This is a genomic window from Streptomyces sp. NPDC015171, assembly GCF_043079545.1.
In the GTDB taxonomy this organism is placed as follows: Bacteria; Actinomycetota; Actinomycetes; order Streptomycetales; family Streptomycetaceae; genus Streptomyces.
Genome location: NZ_JBIBUO010000002.1, coordinates 783,565 through 797,652 on the forward strand (window position 1 = coordinate 783,565; position 14,088 = coordinate 797,652).

General features: G+C 75.0%; 14 protein-coding genes. 8 read left to right on the top strand and 6 right to left on the bottom strand.

All coding sequences use genetic code 11. The features are described 5' to 3' along the window. Position 1: 1 nt before the first annotated feature. Both ACF073_RS07975 and ACF073_RS07980 read right to left on the bottom strand, forming a co-directional pair. Positions 2-622, bottom strand: coding sequence for a DedA family protein (locus ACF073_RS07975; protein WP_392067588.1), 621 nt, complete (start codon positions 620-622; stop codon positions 2-4). Then, the gene (locus ACF073_RS07980; RefSeq protein WP_392067721.1) at positions 619-1,392 is read right to left on the bottom strand and encodes an MBL fold metallo-hydrolase; all 774 of its coding nucleotides are present in this window, start codon (positions 1,390-1,392) and stop codon (positions 619-621) included. Before ACF073_RS07980 ends, ACF073_RS07975 begins: the two co-directional genes overlap by 4 nt. An 84-nt stretch (positions 1,393-1,476) precedes the next feature. On the opposite strand from ACF073_RS07980, the gene ACF073_RS07985 reads away from it, so the two are divergent. The 5 genes from ACF073_RS07985 (at position 1,477) to ACF073_RS08005 (ending at position 7,574) form a co-directional block, all read left to right on the top strand. Next, on the top strand, positions 1,477-1,908 hold the full coding sequence (locus ACF073_RS07985) for a hypothetical protein (RefSeq protein WP_392067589.1): 432 nt from the start codon (positions 1,477-1,479) through the stop codon (positions 1,906-1,908). Between the two features lie 139 nt (positions 1,909-2,047). Continuing rightward, positions 2,048-4,144 (top strand): phage holin family protein, encoded by a 2,097-nt coding sequence (locus ACF073_RS07990; RefSeq protein WP_392067590.1) that lies wholly within the window; start codon positions 2,048-2,050, stop codon positions 4,142-4,144. A gap of 81 nt (positions 4,145-4,225) precedes the next feature. Continuing rightward, on the top strand, positions 4,226-5,287 hold the full coding sequence (locus ACF073_RS07995) for an ATP-binding protein (protein ID WP_392067591.1): 1,062 nt from the start codon (positions 4,226-4,228) through the stop codon (positions 5,285-5,287). Positions 5,288-5,343: 56 nt separating this feature from the next. Then, positions 5,344-7,077 carry a hypothetical protein gene (locus tag ACF073_RS08000; protein ID WP_392067722.1) on the top strand — a complete coding sequence of 578 codons (1,734 nt, stop codon included), beginning with the start codon at positions 5,344-5,346 and terminating at the stop codon, positions 7,075-7,077. A gap of 71 nt (positions 7,078-7,148) precedes the next feature. After that, positions 7,149-7,574: an OsmC family protein gene (locus ACF073_RS08005; RefSeq protein WP_392067593.1), complete on the top strand. Its 426-nt coding sequence runs from the start codon at positions 7,149-7,151 to the stop codon at positions 7,572-7,574. Between the two features lie 74 nt (positions 7,575-7,648). On the opposite strand, the gene narJ is transcribed toward ACF073_RS08005, so the two are convergent. The 3 genes from narJ to ACF073_RS08020 all read right to left on the bottom strand — a co-directional run bounded on the left by narJ (position 7,649) and on the right by ACF073_RS08020 (position 10,070). After that, positions 7,649-8,143, bottom strand: a complete 495-nt coding sequence (narJ, locus tag ACF073_RS08010) for a nitrate reductase molybdenum cofactor assembly chaperone (protein ID WP_392067594.1) — start codon at positions 8,141-8,143, stop codon at positions 7,649-7,651. 133 nt (positions 8,144-8,276) lie between these two features. After that, positions 8,277-9,140, bottom strand: coding sequence for a helix-turn-helix domain-containing protein (locus tag ACF073_RS08015; RefSeq protein WP_392067595.1), 864 nt, complete (start codon positions 9,138-9,140; stop codon positions 8,277-8,279). A gap of 96 nt (positions 9,141-9,236) precedes the next feature. Continuing rightward, positions 9,237-10,070, bottom strand: a complete 834-nt coding sequence (locus ACF073_RS08020; RefSeq protein ID WP_392067596.1) for a helix-turn-helix domain-containing protein — start codon at positions 10,068-10,070, stop codon at positions 9,237-9,239. A gap of 159 nt (positions 10,071-10,229) precedes the next feature. Between ACF073_RS08020 and ACF073_RS08025 the strand changes: the two genes are divergently transcribed. The 3 genes from ACF073_RS08025 to ACF073_RS08035 all read left to right on the top strand — a co-directional run bounded on the left by ACF073_RS08025 (position 10,230) and on the right by ACF073_RS08035 (position 12,442). Beyond that, on the top strand, positions 10,230-10,535 hold the full coding sequence (locus tag ACF073_RS08025; RefSeq protein WP_392067597.1) for a 4a-hydroxytetrahydrobiopterin dehydratase: 306 nt from the start codon (positions 10,230-10,232) through the stop codon (positions 10,533-10,535). Positions 10,536-10,540: 5 nt separating this feature from the next. Then, a complete protein-coding gene (locus ACF073_RS08030; RefSeq protein WP_392067599.1) occupies positions 10,541-11,320 on the top strand; it encodes a methyltransferase domain-containing protein in 780 nt (259 codons plus the stop codon). A gap of 225 nt (positions 11,321-11,545) precedes the next feature. Then, positions 11,546-12,442, top strand: coding sequence for a class I SAM-dependent methyltransferase (locus tag ACF073_RS08035; protein ID WP_392067600.1), 897 nt, complete (start codon positions 11,546-11,548; stop codon positions 12,440-12,442). 22 nt (positions 12,443-12,464) lie between these two features. On the opposite strand, the gene ACF073_RS08040 is transcribed toward ACF073_RS08035, so the two are convergent. Next, positions 12,465-13,994: a hypothetical protein gene (locus ACF073_RS08040; RefSeq protein ID WP_392067601.1), complete on the bottom strand. Its 1,530-nt coding sequence runs from the start codon at positions 13,992-13,994 to the stop codon at positions 12,465-12,467. Between the last annotated feature and the right edge of the window lie 94 nt (positions 13,995-14,088).

Here is a 14,088-nt window from a genome sequence, read left to right on the forward strand (position 1 = left end):
CTCAGCCGGCGGCCCGCAACCGGCGGACGAGTGCGGGCACCGCGCTGACCGCCACGGTCAGCGCGACCGCCACCACCACCCCTTCCCACGGCTCCTCGAACAGCGAGCCCCCCAGAATGCCGATCACCTGGTAGGTGGCCGCCCAGGCGAGGCACGCGGGCAGGTTCCCGCGGGCGAACCTCCGCGACGGCCAGTCCGCCATCAGGCAGGCCAGCATCACCGGTATCCGCCCCGCGGGGACGAGCCGGGACAGCACCAGCACCGCCACCCCGTGCTCGGCGAGCTTCCCGCGCGCCTGCGCCAGCCGCTCCTCGGGCGCCCGCGCCCGGATCGCCGCGAGCCACCGCGACCCGTTCTTCGACCGCATCCCGCGCCGCCCCAGCCAGTACAGGGCGATGTCCCCGAGGAACGCGGCGAGGGAGGCCGTCACGAACACCAGCGCCGGCGCGAACGGGGCCGGCCGATGGAACGCGACCACCGCGGCCGAACTCACCAGCGCACCCGTCGGCACCACCGGCACCAACGCCCCGAGGAACACCAGCAGGAACAGCGTCGGATATCCGACCGCCTGCTGCGCCGACTCGGGCGACACGGTTCTCGACGCCTCGGCGAGCCATGTCACCGCGCGACCTCCAGCCGCACGCTCTCCCCGTGCCCCAGCTTGTGCACCGCCACCCGCGGCGCGGCCAACGCGGCGAGCCGGACGAACTCGTCGCCCGGCGCGTAGAACTCGTGCGGGCGCACCGCGTCCATGCCGATCGGCCAGTACGTCCCGTAGTGCACCGGCACCGCGGCCCGCGGCGCCAGCCGGGCCAGTGCCCGCGCCGCCCGCCCCGCGTCCAGATGCCCCTCCCCGAGATACGGCCCCCAGCCGCCCACCGGCAGCAGCGCCGCGTCCACCGGGCCGACCCGCTCGGCCATCGCGTCGAACAGCCCGGTGTCCCCGGCGAAGTAGGTCCGCGCCTCGCCCTCCAGGACATAGCCGAGCGCGGGGGAGCGCTGCGGGCCCACCGGCAGCCGCCGTCCGTCGTGCAGCGCCGGCACCACCCGGATCAGCATCTCCCCGATGCGTATCTCGTCCCCGGGCGCCACCTCGGTGATGCGCAGCTGTCGCAGCCGGCGCAGCCCGGGTACCGCCCGTGGTGCGCCCCGGGGCACGAGCAGGCGCGTGCCCGGGGCGAGGCCGGCGAGCGACGGCAGATGCAGATGGTCGGCGTGCAGATGCGAGACGAGCGCCACGTCCGCGCGGCGGGCCCCGGCGGGCGGCGGCGCACCCAGGCGGCGCCGCAGGTGCGCCAGCCGGCGGGCGAACAGGGGATCGGTGAGCACCCGGACGTTCGCATCCTCCACCGTGCAGGTGGCGTGACCCCACCAGGTGATCTCCACCGGCACCTTCTCCGCCTCCTTCACGCGACTCCCCGAAGCCTACGGGCAGGAGTAGGGTCGGCGGCGAAACCCGGAGGTGAGGGGGACGCCATGGGACAGCTGCGGGGCGCCTCGGGCGTGGCCACGCCGGTGCGGGTCACCGCCATCGCGAGCCTGACGCCCTTGGAGGAGCTGGAGGCCGACCCCTTCCTGGTGGACTCGCGCAGCCAGCACGCGATGTGCGCCCGCTGGGCCGCCGAGCACGGCTATGTGGTCGCCCGGGAACTCCTCGTCGGCGGACTGCGGTTCGACCATTGCGCGCTGTGGGACGGGGTGCGGTCCGGGGTGGACGTGTTCGTCGCCCCCAGCCTCCGGGTGCTGCGCAGGGCCCTGTCCTCGGTGGAGGAGTTCACCGCCGAGTGCGCGCGCCGCGGCGTACGGGTGGAGACGGTGGGGCGGGCCGAGCCGTCGTACGACGCCCAGATGAAGGCACGCGTGCACCGCCGCCTTTCGATGCCGACGGCCGGCTACGACGGACGCTGAGGGCCCCTCTCCCGGCGGCCCGCCGGTCCGGTGGCGTCCGTATGACAAGGTGGAGCGGGGCTCGATCGCCCCGGCGAAGCGAGAGGGGCCCTCCCGGCCCGAGGGCGGGGGGCGGCCGGGGACGTGAGGTGTACGGGGCGTGCGAGGCGTGCGGTGGCGGCGGATCGCCAGTCAGGTCGGGCGGAGCATCGCCGTGTGGGCGGTCTCCACGGTCACCATGCTGGCCCTCGCCGCGGTGCTGCCCGACTTCCAGCTCCAGTCCGCCGACGGCGACAGCGCCACCCGGATCGCGGTCGCCGCCGCCTGCGGTGCCGGCGCCTTCGGCATCCTCTCCGCCGTGGTCTGGCCGCTCCTGGTCCGGCTGCTGCTGCTCGTCCCCGCGTTCTTCCTCGGCCTGCTGGTCTTCTTCCTCAACGGCTCCCTGCTGCTGCTCGCCCTGCGCATCAACCCCTCGGGCCGGGGCGACGCCGCCCCGGAGACCGCCGTCATCGTGGCCGCCGTGATGTCCGCGGTCGCCTCCGCCACCGGCGCGGCCCTCGTCGTCCGCGACGACGAGGCCTACCGGCGCCGCCTGCAGCGCCTCGCCACCCGTGGCCGCCGGGCCCATCCGCCCTGCCCCACCGCCCCCGGCCTGGTCTGCGTCCAGCTGGACGGCGTCGGCCACGACGTCCTCACGGAGGCGGTCCGCAAGGGCCTGATGCCCACCGTGGGCCGCTGGCTCGCCGCCGGCGGCGGCCCTCCGGCGGCGGGCCCCGGTCTGCCCTCCCACCGCCTGACCCCCTGGCGCACCGACTGGTCGAGCCAGACGGGCGCCAGCCAGCTCGGCATCCTGCACGGCAGCACCTTCGACGTGCCGGCCTTCCGCTGGTACGAGAAGGACCGCGGCGAGGTCATGGTGTGCAACCGGCCGACCAGCGCGGCCGAGCTGCAGCGCCGCGCCATGCTGCACACCGGTGACGGCGGACTGCTCGCCGTCGACGGCGCCAGCCGCGGCAACCTCTTCAGCGGCGGCGCCGGCGAACAGGCCCTCGTGCTGTCCATCGCCACCCGCCGCCGCGGCCGGGCGAACCGTTCCCGCGCCGGGTACTTCGCCTACTTCTCCGACCCCGCGAACGCCGTCCGCACCGCCCTGTCCTTCGTCGCCGAGGTGGCCCGCGAGATCGGCGAGTCCACCCGGGCGCGGCTGCGCGGACAGCGCCCGCGGGTCGGCCGGGGCGGCCTCTACCCCCTGGTGCGCGCCTTCGCCACCGTCGTCGAGCGGGACGTCGTCGTGGCCGCCGTCATGGGCGACATGCTCGCCGGCCGCACCGTCGTCTACGCCGATCTCGTCGCCTACGACGAGGTCGCCCACCACTCGGGACCGTGCGGGCGCGACGCGGAGAAGGTCCTGCGGCGCCTCGACCGGTCCCTCGCCCTCCTCGAACGCGTCGCCGAGCACGCCCCGCGCCCGTACCGGATCGTCGTCCTCTCCGACCACGGCCAGAGCCCCGGTGAAACGTTCCGCGCCCGCTACGGCCTCACCCTCGGCGACCTCGTCCGGGCCGGCAGCGGACTGCCCGTGCCGCGGCGGGCCGAGCGCACCCGCAGCGGCACCGAGGCGCGCGCCGCCGTCCGCGCCGCCCTGCGCCGCCCCGTGGAGGAGAAGGGCGCGCACCACGGCCAGGCCCGCCGTCCCGAGCCGATCGTGCTGGCCTCCGGCAACCTCGGCCTCATCTCCTTCCCGGACGTCCCGCACCGGATGACCAAGGAGGAGATCGACGTCCGCCACCCCGCCCTGCTCACCACTCTCGCCAACCACCCCGGCATCGGCTTCCTGCTGGTGCGCAGCGCCGCACACGGCGGCGTGGTGCTGGGCGCCCACGGCGCCGAGATCCCGCTGGCCGACCTGGACGACGAGCCGGGCCCGCTGGCCCGCTTCGGTCCCGGCGCCGCCGACGCCGTGCGCCGCACCCACTCCTTCCCGCACACCGCGGACATCATGGTGAACTCGGCCCATGACCCCGCCGACGGCGAGGTCCTCGCCTTCGAGGAGCAGATCGGCTCCCACGGCGGACTCGGCGGCGCCCAGTCCCGTCCGTTCCTGCTCTCCCCCTCCGAGCTGTCCGCACCGGTCGCGGACGGGGCGGAACTGACCGGTGCCGAGGACGTCCACCGGGTGCTGCGGCGCTGGCTGCGCGAGCTGAACGGCCCGCAGGTACCGCTCGGCACGGACGTGCCGGAGGAGCGGGCCGCCTGAAAACCGGCTGCGCGGGGACGGCCCGACGGACCACACTGTCCGGGTCGTACACGTATCGAACATCCGTAAGGACCCCTCGCGTTGCAGGCTGCCGTCACCGTCACCCCCTCCCGCGTCCCCGAACTCCTCCTCGGCCTCGCCACCGTCCGGCCCGTCTTCCTCTGGGGTGCTCCGGGGATCGGGAAGTCCTCCCTGGTGCGGGAGTTCGCCGACTCCCTCGGCCTGGAGTGCGTGAGCCTGCTCGGCACCCAGCTCGCACCCGAGGACCTGATCGGCGTGCCGCAGATCCGCGACGGGCGCTCGGTGTTCTGCCCGCCGGAGACGATCGCGCGGGACGAGCCGTACTGCCTGTTCCTGGACGAGCTGAACGCGGCGTCCCCGGACGTGCAGAAGGCGTTCTACTCCCTCATCCTGGACCGCCGCATCGGCGGCTACGAACTGCCGGCGGGGTCCATCGTCATCGGCGCCGGGAACCGCTCCACCGACAACGCCCTGGCCAGGCCCCTCGCCTCCGCCCTGGTCAACCGGCTCGCCCACGTCCACCTGGAGGTGTCCGCCACGGACTGGCTGGCCTGGGCCGGGGGCAACGGCATCCACCCGTGGATCGTGGACCACCTCACCGACCGGCCGGACCATCTGTGGTCCAAGCCGCCCAAGACCGAGGAGCCGTTCTCCACGCCCCGCTCCTGGCACATGCTCTCCGACGCCCTGCACTCCTTCGGTACCGGCCTGGACGAGCCGACCCTGGACGTCCTCGCGCACGGCACGCTCACCCCCGCGCACGCCACCGCCTTCTGCGGCTACGCGAAGGTCGTGCGCAGCCGGTTCGGGATCGAGGCGATCCTCAAGGGCGACGCCCGCTGGCCGCACCGCCTCCAGGACCGCGACCTGCTGTACTACCTCGCCGAGTCCTTCCGCGGCCGGCTCGTCAAGGAACTGCCCGTCTCCAAGGACCACATGTCGGCGAACGGCCGGCAGATCGCCTACCGCGCCAAGTCGCTGCTGGTGCAGCTCGCCGAGATCTCCGTGGAGGTCGCCCAGACCGTGATCGCCCCGGACGCCGAGGGCAACCCGGTCCTGCCGCCGTGGTTCCTGGTCGAGGCCGCCCGCGACATGCCCCGCCTGGTGGAGGCGCGGCGGTGAACCGGCCCCCGCAGAAGAAGAAGCGGGACCTGGCGGGCGAGGCGTTCGCCGAGGGGATGCGGCTGCTGCGCGCCAACCCGGCGCTCGCGGCCGTCGACTTCAGCACCTGCCGCGCCGAGAACTGCGCCGTCGCCCCGCGCGAGGGACTGCTCGTCGTGGACTCCGACGGCACCGTGCACGCCCGCGCCGACCGGCTCGCCGAACCCGGCGCCTGGGCGTGGGCGCTCGCGCACGCCGCCCTCCACCTCGGCTTCGGCCACCTGCCGGCCGCCAAGGGCGCGCGCGAGCAGCCCGACCGCCACGACCTCGCCGCCCGCTGCGTCGTCGTCAACCGCTTCCTGCTCGGCTTCCCCGTCGGCACCACCCCCGAGGACCTGCCCACGAGCTACCCCGACGGGGACGAGGAGCGGCTCGCCGCCCGCTGGCGGGCGCACGGCCTGCCGCCCGCCTACGAGCACTGCGGCACCGCGCGCGACCGGCCCGACCAGCTGCTCACCGAATGGCTGCCCTGGCAGGGCCCGGTCCCCGACCGGCAGCTGGCCTTCGCCACCGCCCTGACCCGGACCGTCTCCGCCGCGATGGACATGGCCGGCGGGCGCCGGGACTCCCTGGACGGCGAACGGCCCGCACAGCGCCCCTGGGAAGCCGCCCTGAGCTGGTTCATCACCTCCTACCCGCTGCTCGGCGGCATCGCCGCCGGCATCACCCTGGTCGCCGACGCCGAACTCGCCCACGCCCACGGCATCCAGGTCGCCGCCGTCGACCCCGAGGCCGGCGAGATCTACGTCAACCCGCTGCGCCGCTTCGAGGACGAGGAGTGGCGGTTCATCCTCGCCCACGAGATGCTGCACGCCGCCCTGCGCCACGGCGACCGCTGCGGCACCCGCGACCCCTATCTCTTCAACGTCGCCTGCGACTACGTCGTCAACGGCTGGCTGGTGGAGATGCGGGTCGGCACCATGCCCGAGGGGCTGCTGCACGACCCGCGGCTGGCCGGCCTGTCCGCCGAGGAGGTCTACGACCGGATCACCGCCGACCTGCGCCGGATGCGCCGTCTCGCCACCCTGCGCGGCAAGGGCGTCGGCGACGTCCTCGGCGGCCCGATCCGCCCGGCCGGCGACTACGCCGACCTGGACGAGTTCTACCGCCGCGGCCTCACCCGCGGCCTGGACCTGCACCGGACGCAGGAGCGCGGCTTCCTGCCCGGCGGGCTGGTGGAGGAGATCCGCGCCCTCAGCCATCCGCCGCTGCCCTGGGACGCCCGACTGGCCCGCTGGTTCGACGAGTTCGTCCCGCGCCCGGAACCCGTCCGGTCCTTCGCCCGGCCCGCCCGCCGCCAGGCGTCCACCCCCGCCATCCCGCGCGCGGGCCGGTACTTCCCGCCCGAGGAGGTCGCCCGCTGCACCTTCGGGGTGGTCCTGGACACCTCCGGCTCCATGAACCGCACCCTGCTCGGCAAGGCGCTCGGCGCGATCGCCTCCTACGCCGAGGCCCGTGACGTACCGGCCGCCCGCGTGGTGTTCTGCGACGCCGCCCCGCACGACGCCGGCTATCTGCCGGTCACCGAGATCGCGAGCCGGGTCCGGGTGCACGGGCGCGGCGGCACGGTCCTGCAGCCCGGCATCGATCTGCTGCACCGGGCCGAGGACTTCCCGCCGGCCGCGCCGGTGCTGGTCATCACCGACGGCTGGTGCGACGTGCTGCGCGTGCGCAGGGAACACGCCTATCTGATCCCGCAGGGAAGTCACCTTCCGTTCACCCCGCGTGGGCCGGTCTTCAGAGTGCGATGAGCCCGGATGTGATCGGATAGGGGGTCACGGGAAGGCAACCCCGGACCGCGACACTCGCGAAAGGAAGCAACGTGGCAACCACGCGCACCGCGCACACCGTCTGGAACGGCAACCTGATCGAGGGCAACGGCGTCGTCGCCTTCGACTCCTCCGGCATCGGCGACCAGCCGGTCACGTGGGCCTCGCGCGCCGAGCAGGCGAACGGCAGGACCAGCCCCGAGGAGCTGATCGCCGCCGCCCACTCCAGCTGCTTCTCCATGGCCCTCTCGCACGCCCTGACCGGCGCCGGGACCCCGCCCACCCGGCTGGAGACCAAGGCCGACGTCGGCTTCCAGCCCGGCGAGGGCATCACCGGCATCCACCTCACCGTGCGCGGCGAGGTGCCGGGCCTGGACGCCCAGGGCTTCGCCTCGGCCGCCGAGGACGCCAAGAAGAACTGCCCGGTCAGCCAGGCCCTGGCCGGTACGACGATCACCCTGACGGCCGAGCTGGCCTGACGCCCGGACACCGCGGGTGCCGCGTCCCGGCCGGGGCGCGGCACCCGTACGTCAGGGGCCGTACGGGAGCACGGTCAGCGGCGCGCTGCGGTGGAGGCGGGCGGCACGGTGGCGCACACCGCGTCCAGGACGCCCGCGTACGGGGTGCCGTAGTCGGCCAGCCGGGCCCGCAGCCGCTCCAGGCTGTCGCGATGCTCGGTGAGCAGGCTGGTGTCGCCGGTCCGCGCGGTGAACTCCAGTACCGCGGGCAGGAAGTCCGGCAGTTCCTCGCCGCCGCACTCCAGGCCGTGCCGGCGGTAGACCTCCTCGAAGCGGACCAGCGACGTCCCGCGCCGCGGGCTGTCGCCGTCGCGCCACCAGCTCAGATAGAGGCTGTGCCGGTTCCCGGGTTCGAAGACCCGCACATAGTGGGCGGCCAGCTCCCGCGGCGGGGTGAGGGCCGCGTGGTCGGTGAACGCGCGCAGCTGCGGGGCGGCCTGGCGCAGCAGCGGGAGCCGGGCGGTGAAATCGTCGTCCGGGTAGGTCAGACAGAGGGCCGCCGCCTGGTAGAACACCGCGTCCGAGGGCATCAGGCCTCCCCGGGCGGTATCTGGGTGTCGGTCACGTACGCTCCCTAGGTTCACCCCGTACTCAACCTAGGGGCGGTCCCCGCCGCGCACCTGTTCGCAGACCCGTACGGGTCACCGCGGGCCGGGGCCGGGGTCAGAGGCCCTCGCGGTACTCCCTCAGCAGCCGCAGCGTGCGCTGGGCGGACGCGGCCCGGGCCGTCATGTGGTCCAGCACCTCCAGGTGCGCGGACACCTCCCGGCGCGAGTCCAGGTAGAGGGCGCCGGTCAGATACTCGGTGAACACCATGTCCGGCAGCTCGGGCTCGGCGAACCGGAACAGCGTGAACGGCGCGTACGTCCCCGGGTGCGGGCCCGCGGCGAACTCGGCGATCTGGAGCGTCACCCGGTCCCGTACGGCGTACTCGAGGAGCCGGTCGAGCTGGTCGCGCAGCACCTCGGGCCGTATGCTCACCGGCCGTCTGAGGACCGTCTCGTCCATGATCACCCACAGGTGGGGCGGGTCCTCCCGGTCCAGCAGCCGCTGCCGCTCCATGCGCAGCGACACATGCCGTTCGACCGACTCGGGCGAGGTCTGGCCGATCGTGCCCGCCTCCATCACGGCCCGCGCGTACTCCTCGGTCTGCAGCAGCCCCGGCACGAAGTGCGGTTCGTAGGACCGGATGATCCGGGCGGCGCCCTCCAGGCTGACGTACAGGCTGAACCAGTCCGGCAGCACATCGTGGAACCGCTGCCACCAGCCCGGCTGGTTCGCCTCCTCGGCCAGCCCGACGAAGGCGCCGGCCTCCTCCTCGGACACCCCGTAGGTGGTCAGCAGCACCTGGACGTAGGGGATCTTCAGCGCGACCTCGGCCATCTCCATCCGGCGCACGGTCGCCGACGCCACCCTGAGGACCCGGGCGGCCTCCTCACGGCTGAGCCCGGCCGCTTCCCGCAGCTCCTGCAACCGCTTGCCGAGCACCACCTGACCCACGGTGGGCGCAGCCCGCCGCTCACTCACGCCACGCCCTCCCCTACGCGCCGATACGCGGAACGCAGTCTGTCATGTGTGAGCGTTTCGCACACGTGCCCGAGGTGAGGAACCGTGCCGGGTGCCTCAACCGGCCAGGGTGTGCAGGTACTTGGCGGTCGCGGGGTCCGCCGGCAGGAACGTCTCGATGGCGAGTTCGGCGACCGTCACGTCCATCGGGGTGTTGAACGTGGAGATCGAGGACACGAACGACAGGGTCCGGCCGGCGTGCTCGATGCGCATCGGCAGCGCGAAGTACGCCACGGGCTCCGCCGGTTCCGCGCCGGCCGGCTCCTCGGGCACCGGATAGGCCGCCACCTCCTCGTACAGGGCGCGGAGCCGGTCCGAGCGGTGCAGGGCGATCTCCCGCTCCATCTGGGCCAGCAGGTGCCCGCGCCACTCCCGCAGATTCCGGATGCGCGGCGCCAGCCCCTCCGGGTGCAGCGTCAGCCGCATCGCGTTCGGCGCCGGGGACAGCAGCTTCTCCGGCACGCCCTCCAGCAGCATGGCGATGCCCCGGTTCGCGGCGACGACCGTGTACCCCGCGTCGACCACCAGCGCGGGATAGGGCTCGTAGCCCCGGATGAGCCGCTCCATGCCGTCGCGCAGCGCGTCCAGCGCCGGATCGTCCAGCGGGGTCTCCGGAAAGCGCGGTGCGTAACCGGCCGCCAGCAGCAGGGCGTTGCGCTCCCGCACCGGCACGTCCAGCCGCTCGGCGAGCCGCAGCACCATCTCCTCGCTCGGCCGGGACCGGCCGGTCTCCACGAAGCTGATGTGCCGCGCCGAGGAGTCGGCGCGCAGGGCCAGTTCCAGCTGGGAGATCCGGCGCCGCTCCCGCCAGGCGCGCAGCAGCGGGCCGACGCCCTTGCCGGTGACGGCGGCGGGGGCGCTGACGGCGGGTCCGGTCGCGGCAAGGGTCATGCCGCCGACCCTAATCGAGGCCGGAGGCCGGCAACGAGTCCCGGAGGCGGGCGAAGCGGGCCGGCCGCCGTGCCGGTGCCCGCCCGCCGCGCCGCCGTGGCACGCTGAATCCGTACCGTCACCCCCCGCACGGGGACACGCACCGAAGGGAGCCCGGCCATGGCCGTCGAACCGCTGTCGCAGAAGGAGATCGAGGACCGGCTCGCCGAACTGCCCGGCTGGTCGGTGGAGGACGACCGCCTCGTCCGCTCCTACCGGCTCGGCTCGCACTTCGCCGCGGCGGCGCTGGTCGTGCACATCGCCGGCATCCAGGACGAGCTGGACCACCACTCCGACCTCACGCTCGGCTACAACACCGTCCGGCTCAGCGTGAACACGCACAGCGCGGGCGGCGCCGTCACCGCGAAGGACTTCTCCCTCGCCCGCAGGGTGGAGGACATCGCCCCAGGCCACGGGGCACACTGAACGATGTGCTCGACTACGACAAGGAAGCCGGCGACTACGACCTGTCCCGCGGCGGCGAGGCCCGCGCCGAAGCCGCCGCACAGACCGTCCTCGGCCTGATCCCGCAGGGGCGGGGCCGGCTCCTCGACGTCGCCTGCGGCACCGGGATCGTGACCCGGCGGCTCGCCGCCGCGCGCCCCGGGCTGCGGGTGACCGGCGCGGACCTCACCCCCGCCATGGTCCGTATGGCGTCGGCCCGGCTGCCCGGCACCATCGTGCGGGCCGACAGCCGCCGGCTGCCCTTCCCCGACGGCACGTTCGACGCGGTCACCACCGTCTGGCTGCTGCATCTGCTGGACGCCCCGGGGGACGTGCGCGCCGTCGTCGCCGAGTGCGCCCGCGTGCTGCGCCCCGGCGGGGTGTACGTCACCACCGTCGACAAGGCCGCAGCGCACGACGTCGGCAGCGACATCGACGCCGTCCTCGCGGGCCGCCCGCGACGCCCCGCCGCCGACGCGGCCGACACGGTCCGCGCGCACGCCGGGCGGCACGGCCTCAGACCCGCTGGGCACGGTTCCTTCCGCGGTACCGGGCAGGGCCGCAGCCCCCGAGGCACCATCGCCGACCTGCGCCGCGGCTGGTTCACCCAGCTGCCGCCCGGCGAGCCGCGCACCGAGCACTTCGCCGCCCGGCTGGCCGGACTCCCCGACCAGGACCGCCCGCGCGCCGACCCGCACTTCACCGTACGCGCCTTCCGGAAACCGGTGACGGACCCCGTCGACTCCCGGTCGCGGGGCGGCGGCTGACGCACGGGCGAGCGGGGCCGTGACCACAGGTGTGACGGCGCCTCGGGCGTCCTCGCCGGTACGGCCGTCCGGGCCGGCACGTCCCAGCGGGCGGCGAAGGCCGGGTCGCCGGCCCGCCGCCGGGTGGCCGTACCGGCATCCCGGTTTGCCGGATCGGCAACAGGGCTGGCCCTCGGCCGGTGCGCCGTCGCACCCTGTCGGCACCCGCACGAGAGGCTGACCAGCATGGCGCACGACCACCACGACCAGCACCACACCGGGCACGGGCACGGGAACGGCACGGACATCGACTGGAACGAGATGGGCCCGCTGCTGGAGTCGCAGGCGGAGCTGTTCAGCCCCGTCTACGAGCGGGCCATGGCCTGGCTCGCCCAGGAGGTGACCGAGCCGGGGCTGATCGTGGACGCGGGCAGCGGCCCCGGAGTCGTCTCCTGCCTGTTCGCCGAGGCGTTCCCCGGAGCCCGGGTCGTCGCCGTCGACGGCACCGCGCCGCTGCTGGAGCGCGCCCGCGCCCGGGCCGCCCGCCAGGATGTCGCCGACCGCTTCGGCACCCTCGCCGGTGAACTGCCCGAGGTGCTCGACTCGTTGGACTACCCCGCCGATCTGCTGTGGGCCAGCCGCAGCCTGCACCACCTCGGCGACCAGCGCGCCGGGCTCGCCGCGTTCGCCGAGCGGCTCGCCCCCGGCGGCACCCTCGCCCTCCTCGAAGGCGGCCTGCCCTCCCGCTTCCTGCCCCGTGACATCGGCATCGGCCGGCCCGGACTGCAGGCCCGGCTGGACGCGCTGGAGGCGGAGTGGTTCGCCCGGATGCGGGCCGACCTGCCGGGCTCCGTCGCCGAGACCGAGGACTGGCCCGCCCTGCTGACCGCCGCCGGCCTCGGCCACACCCGTACCCGCACCTTCCTGCTCGACCTGCCCGCACCGGCCACCGACCGGGCCCGCGGCTATGTCGCCACGCATCTGTCCCGGCTGCGCGCGGGCTTCGGCGACGCCCTGGACGCCGACGACCGCACCACCCTCGACCGGCTCACCGACCCCGCCGACCCGGCGAGCGTGCACGTCCGGCCGGACGTGTTCATCCTGGGCGCGTACACGGTGCACACGGCGGTCCGCCCCGTATAGCCCGGCCGTGCCGCCGCGCGGCTCAGCACCGCCCGGGCCGCGCGTACACGCTCACCCGCGCACCCCGCACGGACCGGGTCCCGCACTCCTCGAAGGACTCCGCGAGCACCCGGAGCTTCACCGCGTCCCGCGGGTCGGTGCCCTGCGGCTGTCCGGCCGGGTCGCGCAGGACGACCACCCGGTGCGCGGCTCGCAGGCGGGCGCGGACGGCGGACGGCGCCGCCTCCACGCCGTACAGGGTGCCCGAGTCCGCCGGTCCGCGCTCCAGGGCGAGATCGCGCAGCCCGGCGACCGAGCCCGGGTCGAGGAACGTCCACACCCGGCGCCTGCCGGGCAGATACAGCACCCCGTCCGCGCCCCGGCCCGCCGAGCGGACGGCAGCGGCCACGGCCGTGACGTCGTCCAGGCGGCCGGCCGGTGTGCGCAGATGGACGGTGACGGGCAGCAGGGCCGCCAGCGCGCCCCCGGCGGCCAGTACCGCGCAGGCCCGGCACCTGACCCCGGCCCGCACCAGCCGGTCAAGGGCCGCACCCACCAGCAGCGCGGTCCCGTCCTGGCCGTAGAGCACGTACCGGTCCACGTACAGCGGCTTCACCAGGGACGCCAGCATCAGCAGCAGTCCGGGCAGCACGCACAGCGGCAACGCCAGCGCGACCAGGCCCACCCGGCCGTCCGGCCGCCGCCGGGGCAGCAGGGCGGCGCAGGCCGCGCCGAGCAGCGCGACCCCGGCGAACCCCAGCAGCGCCCCGGCGCCCAGGCCGCCGATCCACGCCACCTGCTCCGACTGCCGCCCGCTCGCCACGGCGAGCGGAGCCACACCGGCCGCCACCGCGCCGGCCGCCGGCGCCCAGGCCCGCCGGACGGCACGCGGCACCGCCATGGCGTGCGCGGCCAGTACCGGCACCGCGAACTCGTGCAGCAGACAGGCGCCGAGCAGGGCGGCGGCATAGGCCGCCCAGGCCCGGCGGGTCCGTACCCGCACGGCCCGGACGAGCAGGTACGACGCCCAGATCACCAGCGCGCAGACGAGGGCGTACGACCGGCCCTCCTGCGCGTACCGCTGCACCGGCGGCAGCAGGACGAACACCACCCCGGCCGCCGCCCCGGCCCGCTGCCCCGCGAGCCGTGCCCCGAGCAGCGCGAGCAGCCCGGCGCTCGCGGCGGTCGCCAGCACCGACGGCAGCCGCAGCACCAGCAGCGGATCGGCCGTGCCGAAGACGCGGAACAGGCCGTGCATCAGCAGGTAGTACAGGCCGTGCACGAGGTCGGCGTGCTCCAGCGTGCGGCCGAGGCCGGACAGCGGACGCCGGGCCATGTCGTAGGTCACCGCCTCGTCCCGCCACAGGCTGCCGCCCCGCCGCACGCCCCACAGACCGAGGGCGAGCGCGAGCACGACGGGGGCGACGGGGGAGAAGGACCGGCGGGGCGGGCGGGTGACGGCCGGCGGGGGCACGGTCCGCGGGGTGTGCAGGGTGGCGATGGCGGGCTCCGGTGCGGGTGGGGAGAGCGCGCCCCGCAGGAGGGCGGCGCCGCTGTGCACCGAGGAGTCCACGCGGCGGACGATTGATGGGCAGCCCCGCCGGGGCTCACCGATCAATTCCCGTACCGGCGTTGTTAGCGTGGAGGACGTCGCTGTCGACGGGGGA

Bases quoted from the DNA above. Each gene is read 5' to 3' on its own strand.
- ACF073_RS07985 (WP_392067589.1), top strand. From the start codon at position 1,477: ATGGGACAGCTGCGGGGCGCCTCGGGCGTGGCCACGCCGGTGCGGGTC.
- ACF073_RS08000 (WP_392067722.1), top strand. From the start codon at position 5,344: ATGCGGCTGCTGCGCGCCAACCCGGCGCTCGCGGCCGTCGACTTCAGC.
- narJ (WP_392067594.1), bottom strand. From the start codon at position 8,143: ATGCCCTCGGACGCGGTGTTCTACCAGGCGGCGGCCCTCTGTCTGACC.
- ACF073_RS08020 (WP_392067596.1), bottom strand. From the start codon at position 10,070: ATGACCCTTGCCGCGACCGGACCCGCCGTCAGCGCCCCCGCCGCCGTC.
- ACF073_RS08025 (WP_392067597.1), top strand. From the start codon at position 10,230: ATGGCCGTCGAACCGCTGTCGCAGAAGGAGATCGAGGACCGGCTCGCC.
- ACF073_RS08035 (WP_392067600.1), top strand. From the start codon at position 11,546: ATGGCGCACGACCACCACGACCAGCACCACACCGGGCACGGGCACGGG.